Raw genomic sequence first — 16315 nt, 5'->3', positions numbered from 1 at the left:
TGCAGGGGGGACCCTGTGGGAGAGTAGGACACCGCCGAACAATTTTTAGCCTCAACCCCTGGTCTTAGGACCGGGGGTTGAGGCATTTTTGCGTTCTAGGGTGGACCATATGCGCTATGAACTGGTCATCTTCGACAACGACGGTGTGCTCGTGGACAGCGAGCCCATCTCGAACGCCATCCTGGCCGGCTATCTGACCGAGGTCGGGCACCCCACGACCTACGAGGAGTCCCTGCGGGACTACATGGGCGGTGCGATGCACCGGGTGCACGACACGGTGTTCGAACGCAGCGGGATGCGGCTGCCCGAGGACTTCGACGCCCAGTTCCACGCGAGGGTCTTCGCCGCGTTCGAGCGTGAACTGACCGCCGTCGCCGGGGTTACCGAGGTCCTCGGCAAACTCGTCGCGGACGGAGTGCCGTACTGCGTGGCGTCGTCCGGGAGCCATGAGCGGATCCGGGTCGGCCACCGGAAGACGGGGCTCGACCTCTGGTTCCAGCAGGGCACCGTCTTCAGCTCGCAGGACGTCGGCCGGGGGAAGCCCGCGCCCGACCTGTTCCTGCACGCCGCCGCGAGCATGGGCGTGCCGCCCGAGCGGTGCGTCGTGATCGAGGACAGCCCCCTGGGCGTACAGGCGGCCCTCGCGGCAGGGATGGACGTGTACGGGTTCACGGCCATGACCCCGGCCGAGCGGCTGTCCGGCGCCCACGGCCTGTTCGACGACATGGGCGGACTCCCCGCATTGGTGCTGTGATCCACCTACCCAGCGGTACAGCCGGGGCCTACGCTGTGCCGCCATGACGGATGCTGCTGCTCGGTCGCGGCGCGGGCGGGTGGCGCTGACAGGGTCCTTCTTCGTCCAGGGCGTGGCGTTCGCGCTGCTGGTGACCCGCATCCCGGCCGTACAGGCCCGGTACGGGATATCCGACGCCCTGCTGCCCGTGTTCCTGGCGGCCGTACCGGTCCTTGCGGGCGTGGGGAGCGTCGCCACCGGACGGCTCGTGGCGCGGGTCCCGGCCAGTGTCGTCCTGCGGTGGGCGCAGCCCGTGGTGCTGCTGGCCCTCGCCGCCGTCGGAGCCGGCCACCGGATGGCCGAGGTGGCCGTCGCTCTCGGTGTGTTCGGGCTGGCGGTCGGGGCGCTCGACGCGTCGATGAACATGCTGGGCGTCAGCCTCCAGCGGGCGTACGGGCGGAGCATCATGCTCGGGTTCCACGCGGCGTACAGCCTCGGTGGGATCGCGGGGGCGTCGCTCGCCGGGCTCGCGGCGCACGCGGGTGTGCCGCTGTGGCTGTCGTACCTGCCGGTCGTGCTGGTGCTGATGCCGGCGGCCCTCGTGGGGAGCCGTTGGTACGTCGACGGGGAGAGGCACGAGGGGGACGAGGGGAGCGGCGGGGCGAGCGGCGGCGGGGCCGGTGCGCGGGGCGGGGTGGCGTTCTCGGCGCTGTTGCCGCTGTGCCTGGTGATGACGTTCGCGTACATCGGTGACTCGACCGTGTCGAACTGGAGCGCCAAGTACCTGCAGGACGTGCTGGGCGGGTCGGAGGCGCTGGCGACCGTGCCGTACAACGCCTACATGGTCATGACCCTGCTGGGGCGGTCCGTGGGGGACGCCGGGGTACGGCGGTTCGGGGCAGCGACGGTGGTGCGGGGCGGGGCGGTGCTGGCGGCGGCCGGGTTCGCGGTGGTGGCCGGGGCGCCAGGACCCGTGGCGGGGATGGCCGGGTTCACGCTGCTCGGGCTGGGGCTGAGCGTGCTCGTGCCGACGACGTTCGCGGCGGCGGGCCGGCTGGCGCCCGGGGCGAGCGACGCGGCCGTGGCGCGGCTGAACGTCTTCAACTACGTCGGGTTCCTGATCGGGTCGCCGTTGGTGGGCGCGCTCGGCGACGCCTGGAGCTACCGGGGCGCGATGCTCGTGCCGATGGTGTTGGTGCTGGTGACGTTGGCGTACGCCCGGTCGTTCGGCTTTGAACGGGACCGATACGGTGGCGGGCATGAGCGGCCGCGCACTGTTGATGTGGGATGACGCAGTAACCCGGTACGACTTCGGGCCGAGCCATCCGATGGACCCGGTACGGCTCGCGCTGACCATGGGGTTGGTGCGGGCCTTCGGGCTGGACCGCGCCATCGACGTCGTGGCCGCCAAGCCGGCCGGGGACTCGACGCTCCGGCTGGTGCACCGCGGGGACTACGTGGCCGCGGTACGGGCCGCGTCCGCCGACCCGGCGGCCGCCGACCAGGCGTACGGGCTCGGCACGCTGGACGATCCGGCGTTCCCCGGGATGCACGAGGCGTCCGCGTTGATCGCCGGGCAGTCGGTGGGCGCCGCCGAGGCCGTGTGGCGGGGCGAGGCCGTGCACGCGGTGAACTTCGCCGGAGGGCTGCACCACGCGATGCCCGGGGCGGCTGCCGGGTTCTGCGTCTACAACGACGCCTCGCTCGCCATCGCCCGGCTGCTGGAGCTCGGTGCCGAACGCGTCGCCTACCTGGACGTGGACGTCCACCACGGGGACGGCGTCCAGGCCGCGTTCTGGGACGACCCCCGGGTGCTGACCATCTCCCTGCACGAGCACCCGCGGACCCTGTTCCCCGGAACCGGATGGCCGGAGGAGACCGGCGCGTCCGGACCCGCCGAGGGCGGTGCGGTGAACGTGGCGCTGCCCGCGGGCCTCGGCGACGCAGGCTGGCTGCGGGCGTTCCACGCCGTGGTGCCCGAGCTGCTGGCGGAGTTCCGGCCGCAGGTGCTGGTGACGCAGCACGGCGCCGACACGCACTTCGAGGACCCGCTCGCGCACCTCGCGGTGTCGCTCGACGCCCAGCGGGCGGTGCAGCTCGCCTGTCACGGGCTGGCGCACGAGTACGCCGACGGTGGCCGGTGGGTGGCGCTCGGCGGCGGCGGATACGCGGTCGTGGACGTCGTACCGAGGTCGTGGACGCATCTGGTGGCCATCGCGGCCGGAGCCGAGGTGGCGCCCGACACGGTGATCCCGTCGTCGTGGCGGGACGAGGTGTACGCGCGGACCCGGCAACTGGCGCCGGGCCGGATGACGGACGGGCGGTGGCCCGTGACGTGGCGGCCCTGGGAGGACGGGTACGACCCGGCGGACCGGCTCGACCAGGCCGTGCTGGCGACCCGCAAGGCGGTCTTCCCGCTGCGGGGACTGCTGCCGTAGGCCGGGGTGGCCGTCGGCCCGTCAGCCCGGCGGGCGGTCTCCTTCCGGACGTTTCGCGGGGCCATCTGGCCGGTCCTCTTCGCTCGTATTACGCCAACTGTGGGGTCGCCGCGTGGTTTCGGCGCCCGTGCCGGGGGTGTGCGGCAGCATCGACAGAGTGCTGAGTACCGGGGCGCTGCGCGCGCATCTGCTGGCGGCCAGGCTGGCCGGGCCCGTGGCGACCTCGCGGGAGGAGAGCCTGCGCAGCTACCGGCTGTTCGCGGCGGGCGATCCACGGGTCACCCTCGGCCTCGACCCCGAGTGGAGCTGGGGGGAGCGTGACCTGCTGAGGCTCATGGCCGACAAGTGCGGGGTCTCCGGCGACCCGGCGCACCGGTCGGGGCCCGACGTGATCGATCCGGAGCGGACGCTCGGCGGGCTGGACGCGTTCGCCGAGCGGCTGGGCGCGGCGGCCGCGCGGCGGGCTCCCGTGCTGTTCGGCACCGGTCATCCGCACCGGTTGCTGGGCTTCTACGCCGAGTTGGCAGACGCGATGTCGGCGGTCGGCTGTCTCGTCCTCACTCCCGCGCAGGGGCGATGTATCGACATAACGACCCGGTTCGGCGTACGTACGCACACCCTCGACTACGTACGGGGAGTCGCACTGGTGCGGGAGCCCGGCAGCGAAGGCGCCGGTTGTGAGCCGGGCGCACACACGCACTCGCCCTTGCCGGTCAGAGCCGTTCTGGAGGCCGTCGCGGAGGGCGAATGGCCGCTGCCGGAGCTTGTCGTCGGGGACCACGGATGGGTCTGCGGGGCAGGTCAGCTCGGTCTTGACGCCATCGGTCTCGCTGATACGGACGATCCGGCGCTGTTCGTCGGTGAGGCGGAGGGGCGCGTGTCCGTCGCCGTGCCCCTCGATGACGCCGTGCGGTCCGATTACTACCGGCCGCTTACTCGCTATGTACTCAATCGGGCGTGTCTGTCACAGTAGGCGGCGGATGGCAGCTCCTCTTCCCCACTCGTATCACCCGCCCCTAGTCTGGGGAGTGAGCGCACAGCGACGAAGAGTCACCGGAGGGGAAGCCGGTGGGCGTCATGTGCGGAAGGTACAGGTGGGTCATGGTTGCTGCTGGCGAGACGCCTCTCAACGAGGTCAAGTTCCTGACCGTGGCGGAAGTTGCCTCGGTGATGCGCGTGTCGAAGATGACCGTGTACCGATTGGTGCACAGCGGTCATTTGCCTGCGATCCGGGTGGGGAGGTCCTTCCGGGTACCCGAGCGAGCGGTTCACGAATATCTCCGCGAGTCCTTCGTGGGGGTGGAGACCGCGTAGTCCGGAGTCGTTCGCGACCCTCGGATTACGCCCCTCACTCACGGGCGGGTAGGCTAGGCCGACGTAGGTCGTGTGGGCCCAGACGCCCCGCACCGAGATCCCCGCTCATGCGGGGATGTTCCGAGAAGTGAGCGAGGGTAGTCGTGGGCTCTGTTATCAAGAAGCGGCGTAAGCGGATGGCCAAGAAGAAGCACCGCAAGCTGCTCAAGCGCACTCGCGTTCAGCGTCGCAACAAGAAGTAGGCGACGGCTGTAGGTGTGCCAGGCGTGGCCCTCCCACCGGACGACGGTGGGAGGGCCACGCTTGTTCGTTCCCGCGGTCGCCTTTCCCGCGGTCGTCCGGTCTTCTTTTTGCGCCGTCTGCCGGACGTGGTCATCACACGGCAACACCGACCCGCTACGGTGGCGGCCAGGCGAGGACCGAACGGAAGGCGCGGAACTTGGGGAAGGTCGTGCTCGTCACCGGGGTGGCCCGGAAGCTCGGAGGCCGTTTCGTACGGCGTATCCAGCGTGACCCCGAAGTGGACCGCGTCATCGCCGTGGACGCCGTCACCCCCGAGCACCAGCTCGGCGCGGCGGACTTCGTCCGCGCGGACATCCGGCAGCCCGCGATCGGGCGTGTCCTCGCCGAGCACGGCGTCGACACCGTCGTCCATCTGGACGTCACCGGGAGCCCGCTCGGCGCCGGCGGCCGTACGGCGGTCAAGGAGACCAACGTCATCGGCACGATGCAGTTGCTGGGCGCGTGCCAGAAGAGCCCGACCATCAGCCGTCTGGTCGTGAAGTCGAGCACGAGCGTGTACGGCTCGGCTCCCCGCGACCCGGCCGTGTTCACCGAGACGACGCCACCGAAGTCCCTGCCGAGCGGAGGATTCGCCAAGGACATCGTGGAGGTCGAGGGGTACGTGCGCGGCTTCGCCCGGCGCCGCCCCGACGTGGCCGTGTGCGTGCTCCGCTTCGCGAACATCCTCGGCCCCGACGTGGAGTCGCCGCTCGCCGAGTACTTCTCGCTGCCGGTACTGCCGACGGTCTTCGGCTACGACCCCCGGCTGCAGTTCGTCCATGATGACGATGTGATCGAGGTGCTGCGGATCGCGTCGCACGAGCCCCGGCACGCCCCGCTGAACAGCGGCACGTTCAACGTGGCCGGTGACGGGGTGCTGACGCTGTCGCAGTGCTCCAGGCGACTGGGCAGACCGACGGTCCCGGTGCTGCTCCCGGCCGTCACCTGGGTCGGTACGGCGCTGCGTACGGTCGGGGTCAGCGACTTCTCGCCCGAGCAGATCCGGCTGCTGACCCACGGCCGGGTGGTCAGCACGGCGCAGACGCGGGAGGTGCTGGGGTTCACCCCCCGGTACACGACGGCGGAGGCGTTCGCGGACTTCGCGCGCAGCCGGGGCACCGGGCTCCTGCCGCCCCGTGTCCTGGCCGCCGCGGTCGACCGGGTGGCCGCGAGAATGACGCACAGCGCCGGACAGGGCGCCCGGAACAGCACCGGTAACAGCGCCGGATAAGGAGCGCGGGCAACGATGGCGGACGCCAAGGTCATTCCGTTCGACGACGACCGGCCGCGCGGCGGTGCGCAGCGCTCCGGCCGGTGGCGGTCCGGCGCGGGCGACGGAGCCCGGCGGGTGACCCCGCTGTCCGGCCGGCACGCCCCGGAACCGGACGCCCCACGGCCCGAGCCCCCCGGGGCCGACCCCACGGGGCTGGACGCGGCGCCGGGCGCCCCGGCGGACGGCGGCGGCTGGGAGCGGCGGCTCGCCGGCGGGTTGGCCTTCCTGCGACGCCGGATCACCGGGGATTACGAGGTCGACGAGTTCGGCTACGACGAGGAGCTCACCGACCAGGTCCTGATGTCCCTGCTGCGACCCCTGTACGAGAAGTACTTCCGGGTCGAGGTGAAGGGCATCGAGAACATCCCGTCCGACGGCGGGGCGCTGGTCGTGGCGAACCACTCCGGCACGCTGCCGCTCGACGGGCTCATGATGCAGGTCGCCGTGCACGACAACCACCCGGCCGGCCGGCACCTGCGGCTGCTCGCGGCGGACCTGGTGTTCATGCTGCCCGTCGTCAACGAGCTGGCCCGCAAGGCCGGGCACACCCTGGCGTGCGCGGAGGACGCGGAGCGGCTGCTCCAGCGCGGTGAGGTCGTGGGGGTGATGCCCGAGGGCTTCAAGGGCATCGGGAAGCCGTTCAGCGAGCGTTACAAGCTGCAGCGGTTCGGCCGGGGCGGGTTCGTGTCGACGGCCCTGCGCGCGGGCGTACCGATCGTGCCGTGCTCGATCGTGGGCGCGGAGGAGATCTACCCGATGCTCGGCAACGCCAAGACGCTGGCGCGGCTGCTCGGGTTCCCGTACTTCCCGCTGACGCCGACGTTCCCCTGGCTGGGCCCGCTGGGTGCCGTGCCGCTGCCGACGAAGTGGACGATCCAGTTCGGTGAGCCGATCCCGACGGCCGGGTACTCGCCGGAGGCGGCGGACGATCCGATGCTGATGTTCAACCTGACGGACCAGGTCCGCGAGCAGATCCAGCACACGCTGTACAAGCTGCTGGTGCAGCGGCGGTCGGTGTTCTTCTGACACCGGCGGACGGAGTCCGGCGCGGCCGACCGACGCCCGCGGAGCGGTGCGAGGGGGGCAGAGGGAGCGGTCAAGCTGCTGGTGCAGCGGCGGTCGGTGTTCTTCTGGGACCCCAGGACGCGGTGGGGTTCTGTACGGCTGCGTCCTGCCTCGCGCGCGTACGACGCGTGGTTTCGTGCGGCTGCGTGCTGCTCGCGCGCGGGTACGACGCGGTGGGCGCCGTACCCCTTCCGCTCGGTGCGGGAGGCACGGCGCCCGCCGGTGGGACTGGTGCTACTGCGCGTCCTTCTCGTCGATGCCGAGGCCCGGGAGGATGCCCGGGAGCAGCGGCGGGAGGGTGACGTCGGGCGCGGGGGCGGGGGCGTCGCCGCCCGCGCTGGGGGATGCCGTGGACGGGCCGGGCGGGAGGAGGCCGCCTGTGTTGCCGCCGAGGAGGCCGTCGTCCGTGGCCGTACCGGACCCGGAGGGGCTGGGATCGCCCGTGCTGCCGGGCGGCCGGGATGCGGGGCCGGACGGGGCCTGCTGGGACGGTCCTGAGCCGGTGGAGTCGTCGCTGCCGCTCGGCCGGGAGGAACCGGCGCCGCCCTTGCCCGGGGTGTTGGGCAACTGCGACTGGAGCGGGCTGACCTCTTCCTCTATGGCGTCGAAGACCTCGGTCACCTGGTCCCGGACGTCGGTCAGTTGGGGCGGTAGCTTGTCGCGCAGGCCGTGCCAGGTGCCGCGATGGTTGCGGGAGAACGAGTCGAGCGTGGCCATCGGACCGATCGATCCGTCCCGCTGGTAGGCGAGGCGGAGCAGCCGGTGGCCTTCGGCGGCGTCGTGCTGCATGCCGTTGAGCACGCGCCGGATCTCGCTGAGCGATTCGTGGTCCAGGGCCCCGGACCGGCCGCGTTCCAGCAGGCGGCGGGCCTCGCTGAGCCGGGTGGACGCCTGGTCCAGGTAGATCTCGCCGCGGTCGGCGTCATCGTCCGCCATACCGAGCTTGAGATCCTCCATGCCCCGTTTCAGCCCGTAGAGGGAGTCACCGGGGAGGGCGTCGGAACTGGCAGCGGCCACTCCGCTGAACGCGCCCGCCGCCACACCGACCGTGAGCCCGCCGGCGGCGAGCCCTTTCGACCAGCGGGACCGTGGCCGCAATTTCCGGAGCGCGGCCGCGCGGTGTTGTCCCCGCCCGGTCGACGTCCGCTGCTCCGGCACCGTAGGGCCCGTGGACGCACCCCCCTCCGCGGCTGTGCCCTCCAGGAGCATCGCTTCCATGGCGGCGACGAGCTGTGCTCGCTGCACCACCTTCACCTCGGGGTCCAACTTCGGTTTCGGCAGCTCGCCGAGACCGCTCGCCAGGGCCAACAGCCGCCCCTGCTCGGTCGGTTCGACCGACGTCTCGGGCTGTGCGGCGGCCGCCTGATCTTCCAGGGCCTGGGCGAAGGCGTTCGCCCGCCGGTGTGCCGATACGTTCGCGATCACTGGCGGCACCTCCTCTCGTCATGACGGTCGACTCCCCTGGGGGTCCGGAAGGTTGCACACCTTGAGCACATCCACACGAACGAGTGAGTGGCAGTGGACATGGCGTGACCACAGGGAGCCTGCATCCCGCACAACGAGTGTCGCGGCACTTGGGTTACGCACGAAAGATGATCGGACCAGTGCGTCATGGAGGTGTCACCGAAGGTGAGTTGAGGGGGCGGCCCGGCGGTCAGCGGGCATCGTCGGGGAGGAGCCGGGCGAGGGTGCGTACGGCCCGGTACTGAAGGGTTTTGATCGCCCCTTCGTTCTTGCCCATGACGCGGGCGGTCTCCGCGACGGACAGCCCCTGGAGGAAGCGCAGCGTGACGCACTCCTGCTGCTGTGGGTTCAGCTTCCGCACCGCCTCCAGGAGGGCGGCGTTGGACAGGGACTCCAGGACGGAGTCCTCCGGGCTGCGCTCGACCTCGTTGGCGTCGAGCATTTCGCCGGTGGTCACTTCCAGCCGGAATCGGCTCGATTTGAAGTGGTCGGCGACCAGGTTCCGGGCGATCGTGACCAGCCAGGCGCCGAAATCGCGCCCCTGCCAGGTGAAGGTGGAGATCCGGCGCAGGGCGCGCAGGAAGGTCTCGCTGGTGAGGTCCTCCGCCGTCGCCTTCCCGCCGACGCGGTAGTAGATATAGCGGTACACGGTGTCGCTGTACTGGTCGTACAGCCGGCCGAAGGCCTCGGCCTCACCGGCCTGGGCGCGCTCGACCAGCTCCATCATGCGGGCGCTATCGCTGTCGGCCGTGGGCCGTCGAGCGGTGGTCGAGGTGCCCGCGCCGCCCCGGCCGGCCCGTCTTCCGACGGCAGCGGCTCCGCCGTCGGCCAGGGCATAGCAGGGACCGGCGGGTGCCGGTGCGGCAAAAGCGGGGACGGCGTACGCGGTGGGGACGAAGCCGCGCAAGTGGTCGAGGACCGTTGCGCGGAGCGTAGCCAGGCCCGAGGCGTCAACCCCGACGTGTGGGTACACGGGACTCCCAGAGGCAGAGCTTCCATCACGTGCAGTGCGGGACCGTTCACTCGTCGTGACGACGTGTGGGGGGTTCCGTATGCGTCTGAGGAGAATAACGCTTCGTGCAGGGAGCGCTACACCGAGTTGCTCAAATCATCGATTCAGTCGCTTCTGTTACGTCTGCGCGGCTGATTCCATCGCACTTCGTGACCGCTTATTGATCGGATCACTTCGGGTTCTGTTTGTCCGGGCGATCCCTTGTGCCCGAGTGGGGAGCGTGGGACTGGCGGAGGCCGGCGGCGGGTAAGACCTGTGATTGGCCGCCGGGCGCCGCCGTCGTGGAGGCCGGTGCGGAGGCCGGTGCGGAGGTCGCGGTCGGCCGGCGCGGAGGTCGCGGTCTGGCCGGGGCTCAGCGGCGGCGGCGGTGCAGCGCGACCGCCGCCGCCGTGCCGCCCGCCAGCGCGCCGACGCCCGCGGCGGCCGGGATGCCGACCTTGGCGGCCTTGCGGCCCGTGCGGTAGTCGCGCAGCCGCCACTCCCGCTCCCGGGCGTACCGGCGCAGTTTGGCGTCCGGGTTGATCGCGTACGGGTGGCCGACCAGCGAGAGCATCGGGATGTCGTTGTGCGAGTCGCTGTACGCCGCGCAGCGCGCCAGGTCCAGCCCTTCGGCGGCGGCCAGCGCCCGTACCGCCTCGGCCTTCGCCGGGCCGTGCAGCGGCTCGCCGACCAGCTTGCCGGTGTAGACGCCGTCGACGGACTCGGCGACCGTGCCGAGCGCGCCGGTCAGGCCGAGGCGGCGGGCGATGATCGTGGCCGTCTCGACGGGGGCGGCGGTGACGAGCCAGACCTTCTGCCCGGCGTCCAGGTGGGCCTGGGCGAGGGCGCGGGTGCCCGGCCAGATCCGGTCGGCCATGTACTCGTCGTAGATCTCCTCGCCGATGGTCATCAGTTCGGAGACGCGGTGGCCCTGCACGATCGACAGGGCGCTGTCGCGGGCGTCCTGCATGTGCTCGGGGTCCTCGACCCCGGCGAGCCGGAACCAGGTCTGCTGCCAGGTGAACCGGGCCAGCTCGCGGCGCTGGAAGAACTTCCGCTTGTACAGGCCCCGGCCGAAGTGGAAGAGGGCGGCGCCCTGCATCACGGTGTTGTCGAGGTCGAAGAACGCGGCGGCGTGCACGTCTCCCGGGACCGGGAACTCCGCCTCGGGGCGGGCCGGCGCGCCGGGTGCGGCGGCTTCCGCTTCCGCGAGGATCTCCAGCTGCTGCGAGGTCTTGCGCGCTGCCTCCGCCGCGGCCTCGCCTGCCAGCACGCTGCGCGCGGTGGCGGAGCGCCTACGGGGGGTGAGCCATCCCAGTGCGGCCATGACGCGAGCATAGCCAGTCTGTTCGGTCCCGCCCGACTCGTGGGGATGCCATGGCGTGAACTCTCCGCGACCGCCCTGTTAAGCGACGGGCCGCGGGGGTCGACAATGGGCGCATGTTCGGACGTGCGAAGGACAAGCGGAAGCCCGTGGAACGGACCGTGACGCTCATCGGGAAGCCCGGGTGCCACCTCTGCGACGAGGCGCGCGAGGTGATCGCCTCGGTCTGCGCCGAGACGGGCGCCGTATGGGAGGAGAGGGACATCACGCGGGACGAGGAACTGCACCGCGCCTACTGGGAGCAGATCCCGGTCGTGCTGGTGGACGGGGAGCAGCACACGTTCTGGAAGGTGGACCCGGCGCGGCTGCGTCGCGCGCTCGGGGGCTGACCGGGAAAGGCGGTTACCATCGTGAGCGTTTTGGTCTGTTTCGGGGGTGTGGTCGTGAGGAGTGTGTACGGCTTTGCCCCCTTCGAAGCTCCAACGCCATGAGCGGCCCTTTGGTTCCGGGATGGCGCGATCGGCTCGCGTGACCCCGGTCACTTTGCTCGGACAAATCGGACACCATCTTTGTGCACGCGTTCACAAAGACATAGCCTGCTGTCGACGGGGCGGTCTTGGGACAGGCCGCCTGCAGCCCCGCTCATCCCGCAGGAGCACCGTGGCAACTGGCCGAACTCAACGACCGGCGACCCGTAGCCGAGGCATCCCCGAGGCCACCGTCGCCAGGCTTCCGCTGTATCTGCGGGCGCTCACCGCGCTGTCCGAACGCTCGGTACCCACGGTGTCGTCCGAGGAACTCGCGTCCGCCGCCGGGGTGAACTCCGCGAAGCTCCGCAAGGACTTCAGCTACCTCGGCTCGTACGGGACGCGCGGCGTCGGCTACGACGTCGAGTACCTCGTCTACCAGATCTCCCGTGAGCTGGGGCTGACCCAGGACTGGCCGATCGTCATGGTCGGTATCGGCAACCTCGGCGCCGCCCTCGCCAACTACGGCGGCTTCGCCTCCCGCGGCTTCCGGGTCGCCGCGCTGATCGACGCCGACCCCGCGATGGTCGGCAAGCCGGTCGCGGGCATCGCCGTCCAGCACATCGACGACCTCGAGAAGATCATCGATGAGAACGGCGTCTCCATCGGCGTCATCGCCACCCCGGCCGGCGCCGCCCAGCAGGTCTGCGACCGGCTCGTGGCCGCCGGAGTGAGCTCCATCCTGAACTTCGCGCCGACCGTGCTGTCCGTGCCGGACGGCGTCGACGTCCGCAAGGTCGACCTCTCCATCGAGCTGCAGATCCTCGCCTTCCACGAGCAGCGCAAGGCCGGCGAGGAGGCGGGCGCCGAGCCCGTCGTACCGCCCGCCGCCGTGCGCCCGGACGCCGCGACCCAGGCCCCCGGCCGGAAGGGACCCGACGGGGACGTACCCGCCGTGATGCCGGCATGAGCCTCCTCGTCGTCGGTCTCAGCCACCGCAGCGCGCCCGTCAGCGTGCTGGAGCGGGCCTCGCTCGACTCCGACACCCGGACGAAGCTCCTCCAGGACACCCTCGCCGCCGAACCGGCCGTCGAGGCCGCCGTCCTGGCCACCTGCAACCGCATCGAGCTCTACGCCGACGTGGACAAGTTCCACGCGGGCGTCGCCGAACTCTCCACCCTGCTCGCCCAGCACAGCGGCGTCGGGCTGGAGGAGCTCACCCCCTACCTCTACGTCCACTACGAGGACCGGGCCGTCCACCACCTCTTCTCGGTGGCGTGCGGGCTGGACTCGATGGTCGTCGGCGAGGGCCAGATCCTCGGCCAGATCAAGGACGCCCTCGCGCGCGGCCAGGAGCTGCACACCGCGGGACGGCTGCTGAACGACCTGTTCCAGCAGGCGCTGCGGGTCGGCAAGCGGGCACACAGCGAGACCGGGATCGACCGCGCCGGTCAGTCCCTCGTCACCTTCGGTCTGGAACAGCTCGCCGCCGGGCGGGACGTCTCCGCCTGGGCCAAGGGCAAGCGGGCCCTCGTCATCGGTGCCGGGTCCATGTCGTCGCTCGCCGCCGCGACCCTCGCGCGCGTGGGCGTGGACGAGATCGTCATCGCGAACCGGACCGCCGAGCGCGCCCAGCGCCTCGTCCAGATCCTCACGGAGCCCGGCGGTACGGGCGTGGCCGCCCGCGCCGTCGACATGCCCGCCGTCGGCGCCGAGGTGGCCCGCGCGGACGTGGTCGTCTCCTGCACCGGCGCCACCGGGCTCGTCCTGACCGGCGAGGCCGTCGAGGCCGCGACCGTCGGCCGTGACAGGCCGCTGGCGCTGCTCGACCTGGCCATGCCGCGCGACATCGACGCCGCCGTGCACCGCATGGTCGACGTCCGGCTGGTCGACATCGAGTCGCTCGCCGAGGCGTCCGCCGACGCCCCCATGGCCGCCGACGTGGACCAGGTCCGCGGCATCGTCGCCGACGAGGTCGCCGCGTTCGGCGCGGCCCAGCGCGCCGCGCACATCACGCCGACCGTCGTCGCCCTGCGCACCATGGCCGCCGACGTCGTCGCCGGTGAGATCGCCCGGCTCGAGGGCCGGCTGCCCGGCCTGGACGACAAGCAGCGCGCCGAGATCACCCAGACCGTCCGCCGCGTCGTGGACAAGCTTCTGCACGCGCCGACCGTGCGGGTCAAGGAGCTCGCCGGCGAGCCCGGCGGCGCCGGGTACGCGGACGCGCTGCGCACACTCTTCGACCTCGACCCGGAGGCCGTCGCCTCCGTGTCCCGGGCCGACATGAATGACGCCGACGTCAAGAACCGAGGGCGAGTATGACCGACAGGGCATTGAGGCTCGGGACCAGGCGCAGCAAGCTCGCCATGGCCCAGTCCGGGCACGTCGCGGAGGCGGTGCGGCAGCTGACCGGGCGCCCCGTGGAGCTGGTGGAGATCACCACGTACGGCGACACCTCCCGCGAGCACCTCGCGCAGATCGGCGGCACGGGTGTCTTCGTCACGGCGCTGCGTGACGCGCTGCTCGCCGGTGAGGTCGACTTCGCCGTGCACTCGCTGAAGGACCTGCCGACCGCGCAGCCCGACGACCTCGTCATCGCCGCGATCCCGACCCGCGAGGACCCGCGTGACGTGCTCGTCGCCCGCGACGGGCTGACGTTCGACCGGCTGCCGTCCGGCGCCCGCGTCGGTACCGGCTCGCCGCGCCGCATGGCCCAGCTCAACGCGTACGCGCGCAGCCACGGCCTGAGCATCGAGACCGTGCCGATCCGCGGCAACATCGACACCCGCGTCGGCTACGTGCGCACCGGTGAGCTGGACGCTGTCGTTCTGGCCGCCGCCGGGCTGAACCGTATCGGCCGGATCGAGGAGGTCACCGACTTCCTGTCGGTCGACACCGTCCTGCCCGCCCCCGGCCAGGGGGCCCTGGCTGTCGAGTGCACGGCGGCTGACGCCGGCCTCGCCACCGCGCTCGCGGAGCTCGACGACCCGTACACGCGGGCCGCCGTCACCGCGGAGCGGTCCCTGCTCGCCGCCCTGGAGGCCGGCTGCTCCGCACCCGTGGGTGCGCTGGCCGACCTCCAGGCCGATGGGCAGGTTGTTCATGAGATGCGCCTGCGCGGCGTCGTCGGCACGACCGACGGCTCCACGCTGGTGCAGTTGTCCACCACCGGTCCCGTACCGACGTCGCACGACGACGCGGTGGCACTCGGCCGCGAACTCGCGTCCGAGATGCTCGCCAAGGGTGCGGCCGGTCTTATGGGGGAGCGAGCACTTTGAGCCCCACCACTGCATCCAAGGCTGCCTCGGCGTTCTCCGCGTCAGGACACGTCACCTTCCTCGGCGCCGGCCCCGGCGATCCGGGGCTGCTGACTCTGCGCGCCGTCGAGGCGCTGGCGGGCGCGGACGTACTGATCGCCGAGCCTGATGTGCTCGATGTCGTACGCGGCCATGCGCGGGCGGGGGTGAGCACGCCCGAGCTGACGGTCGTTGACGATGCGTCAATGCCCGCCGGGGTCCCCGTGTTGAGGGACGCGACCAATCTTGTCATGGAGGCCGCGCGCGGCGGCAAGCGGGTCGTCCGTGCCGTCTCCGGAGACCCCGGGCTCGACGGCAACGCGGGCGCCGAGATGCTCGCCTGCGCCGCCGAGGGCATCCCGTTCGAGGTCGTCCCCGGTGTCGCCGCCGCCGTCGGCGTGCCCGCGTACGCCGGTGTGCCGCTGCGTGACGCGCAGGGCGCCGACGTGCGGTTCCTCGACGCCCGGACGGCGGGCGACCGCTGCTGGACCGAGGTCGGCGCTTCCGACGGGACGGTCGTCGTCTCCACGACGCTCGACTCCGTGGCCGCCGCCGCGGGCGAGCTGGTCACGGCCGGCCGCAAGCCGGACACCCCGCTCACCGTCACCATCGCCGGGACGACCACCCGGCAGCGCACCTGGACGGCCACGCTCGGCACCATCGCGCAGACGCTGAAGCAGGCGAAGGTCCTCCCGTCGCCCGAGGGCCACCAGCCCGTCATAGCCGTGGTCGGTGAGCGCAGCTCCGCCGCCCAGCGCGACCAGCTCGCGTGGTTCGAGTCGAAGCCGCTGTTCGGCTGGAAGGTCCTCGTCCCGCGCACCAAGGAGCAGGCGGCGTCGCTCTCCGACCAGCTCCGGTCGTACGGCGCCGTGCCCAGCGAGGTCCCGACCATCGCGGTCGAGCCGCCGCGCACCCCGCAGCAGATGGAGCGGGCGGTCAAGGGCCTGGTCACCGGCCGGTACGAGTGGATCGCCTTCACCTCGGTGAACGCGGTCAAGGCCGTGCGGGAGAAGTTCGAGGAGTACGGGCTCGACGCCCGCGCCTTCGCCGGGATCAAGGTCGCGGCGGTCGGCGAGCAGACCGCCGCCGCGCTGGTCGAGTTCGGCGTCAAGCCCGACCTCGTGCCGAGCGGCGAGCAGTCCGCGGCCGGGCTGCTGGAGGACTGGCCGCCGTACGACCCGGTCTTCGACCCGATCGACCGCGTCTTCCTGCCGCGTGCCGACATCGCCACCGAGACCCTGGTGGCCGGGCTGATCGAGCTCGGCTGGGAGGTGGACGACGTCACCGCCTACCGGACCGTGCGCGCCTCGCCCCCGCCGGCCGAGACCCGCGAGGCGATCAAGGGCGGCGGCTTCGACGCGGTGCTGTTCACCTCGTCGTCCACCGTGCGGAACCTCGTCGGTATCGCCGGCAAGCCGCACAACGTGACGGTCATCGCCTGCATCGGCCCCGCGACGGCCAAGACGGCGGAGGAGCACGGCCTGCGCGTCGACGTCCTGTCGCCGGAGCCGTCCGTGACGAAGCTGGCCGAGGCGCTCGCCGAGTTCGGTGCCCGGCGCCGGGCGGCCGCGCTGGAGGCCGGGGATCCGGTCACGCGGCCGAGCGAGCGGCGGCCGGGCGCGCGGCGGCGCCGCTCGACGACGTAACGGTTCGCTTCGCCGGCTTCGA

16 protein-coding genes are annotated in these 16315 nt (G+C 71.8%); 13 read left to right on the top strand and 3 right to left on the bottom strand.

The genetic code is table 11. The features are described from left to right. The first annotated feature begins 109 nt into the window (after positions 1-109). From ACGF5U_RS11590 to ACGF5U_RS11555, 8 genes are all read left to right on the top strand, one after another. Positions 110-754 (top strand): HAD family hydrolase, encoded by a 645-nt coding sequence (locus ACGF5U_RS11590; protein WP_392716245.1) that lies wholly within the window; start codon positions 110-112, stop codon positions 752-754. Positions 755-797: 43 nt separating this feature from the next. After that, on the top strand, positions 798-2024 hold the full coding sequence (locus ACGF5U_RS11585; protein WP_392716243.1) for an MFS transporter: 1227 nt from the start codon (positions 798-800) through the stop codon (positions 2022-2024). Beyond that, the gene (locus ACGF5U_RS11580) at positions 1993-3171 is read left to right on the top strand and encodes an acetoin utilization protein AcuC (RefSeq protein ID WP_392716241.1); all 1179 of its coding nucleotides are present in this window, start codon (positions 1993-1995) and stop codon (positions 3169-3171) included. Before ACGF5U_RS11585 ends, ACGF5U_RS11580 begins: the two co-directional genes overlap by 32 nt. Before the next feature lie 157 nt (positions 3172-3328). Continuing rightward, entirely contained in the window at positions 3329-4144 is an 816-nt protein-coding gene (locus tag ACGF5U_RS11575; RefSeq protein WP_392716239.1) for a phosphatase, read from the top strand. 128 nt (positions 4145-4272) lie between these two features. Continuing rightward, positions 4273-4485: a helix-turn-helix domain-containing protein gene (locus tag ACGF5U_RS11570; RefSeq protein WP_345690137.1), complete on the top strand. Its 213-nt coding sequence runs from the start codon at positions 4273-4275 to the stop codon at positions 4483-4485. 143 nt (positions 4486-4628) lie between these two features. Continuing rightward, entirely contained in the window at positions 4629-4727 is a 99-nt protein-coding gene (locus ACGF5U_RS11565) for a 30S ribosomal protein bS22 (protein ID WP_003948845.1), read from the top strand. Positions 4728-4924: 197 nt separating this feature from the next. Continuing rightward, positions 4925-5998 (top strand): NAD-dependent epimerase/dehydratase family protein, encoded by a 1074-nt coding sequence (locus tag ACGF5U_RS11560; protein WP_392716236.1) that lies wholly within the window; start codon positions 4925-4927, stop codon positions 5996-5998. Positions 5999-6013: 15 nt separating this feature from the next. Next, positions 6014-7066 (top strand): lysophospholipid acyltransferase family protein, encoded by a 1053-nt coding sequence (locus tag ACGF5U_RS11555; RefSeq protein WP_392716234.1) that lies wholly within the window; start codon positions 6014-6016, stop codon positions 7064-7066. Between the two features lie 273 nt (positions 7067-7339). Here the strand turns inward: ACGF5U_RS11555 and ACGF5U_RS11550 are convergent, their stop codons facing one another. The 3 genes from ACGF5U_RS11550 to ACGF5U_RS11540 form a co-directional block, all read right to left on the bottom strand. After that, positions 7340-8530, bottom strand: a complete 1191-nt coding sequence (locus ACGF5U_RS11550; RefSeq protein WP_392716232.1) for a DUF5667 domain-containing protein — start codon at positions 8528-8530, stop codon at positions 7340-7342. A gap of 229 nt (positions 8531-8759) precedes the next feature. Then, positions 8760-9542: an ECF subfamily RNA polymerase sigma factor, BldN family gene (locus ACGF5U_RS11545; RefSeq protein ID WP_392716230.1), complete on the bottom strand. Its 783-nt coding sequence runs from the start codon at positions 9540-9542 to the stop codon at positions 8760-8762. A 391-nt stretch (positions 9543-9933) separates the two neighbouring features. Beyond that, positions 9934-10887, bottom strand: coding sequence for an HAD family hydrolase (locus ACGF5U_RS11540; RefSeq protein ID WP_392716228.1), 954 nt, complete (start codon positions 10885-10887; stop codon positions 9934-9936). A gap of 113 nt (positions 10888-11000) precedes the next feature. On the opposite strand from ACGF5U_RS11540, the gene ACGF5U_RS11535 reads away from it, so the two are divergent. The 5 genes from ACGF5U_RS11535 to ACGF5U_RS11515 all read left to right on the top strand — a co-directional run bounded on the left by ACGF5U_RS11535 (position 11001) and on the right by ACGF5U_RS11515 (position 16293). Then, positions 11001-11273: a glutaredoxin family protein gene (locus tag ACGF5U_RS11535; RefSeq protein WP_392716226.1), complete on the top strand. Its 273-nt coding sequence runs from the start codon at positions 11001-11003 to the stop codon at positions 11271-11273. A gap of 271 nt (positions 11274-11544) precedes the next feature. Continuing rightward, positions 11545-12321 (top strand): redox-sensing transcriptional repressor Rex, encoded by a 777-nt coding sequence (locus tag ACGF5U_RS11530; RefSeq protein WP_392716224.1) that lies wholly within the window; start codon positions 11545-11547, stop codon positions 12319-12321. Continuing rightward, complete coding sequence (locus ACGF5U_RS11525) at positions 12318-13673, top strand: glutamyl-tRNA reductase (protein ID WP_392716222.1); 1356 nt, start codon at positions 12318-12320, stop codon at positions 13671-13673. Before ACGF5U_RS11530 ends, ACGF5U_RS11525 begins: the two co-directional genes overlap by 4 nt. Continuing rightward, positions 13670-14629: a hydroxymethylbilane synthase gene (hemC, locus tag ACGF5U_RS11520; RefSeq protein ID WP_392716220.1), complete on the top strand. Its 960-nt coding sequence runs from the start codon at positions 13670-13672 to the stop codon at positions 14627-14629. Before ACGF5U_RS11525 ends, hemC begins: the two co-directional genes overlap by 4 nt. Continuing rightward, on the top strand, positions 14626-16293 hold the full coding sequence (locus ACGF5U_RS11515; protein WP_392716218.1) for a uroporphyrinogen-III synthase: 1668 nt from the start codon (positions 14626-14628) through the stop codon (positions 16291-16293). Before hemC ends, ACGF5U_RS11515 begins: the two co-directional genes overlap by 4 nt. Positions 16294-16315: the final 22 nt, after the last annotated feature.

This window comes from Streptomyces sp. NPDC047886 (assembly GCF_043204435.1).
Classification (GTDB): domain Bacteria; phylum Actinomycetota; class Actinomycetes; order Streptomycetales; family Streptomycetaceae; genus Streptomyces.
The sequence above is the reverse complement of the archived record's forward strand: the minus strand, read 5'-3'. Positions and strand labels throughout refer to the sequence as shown.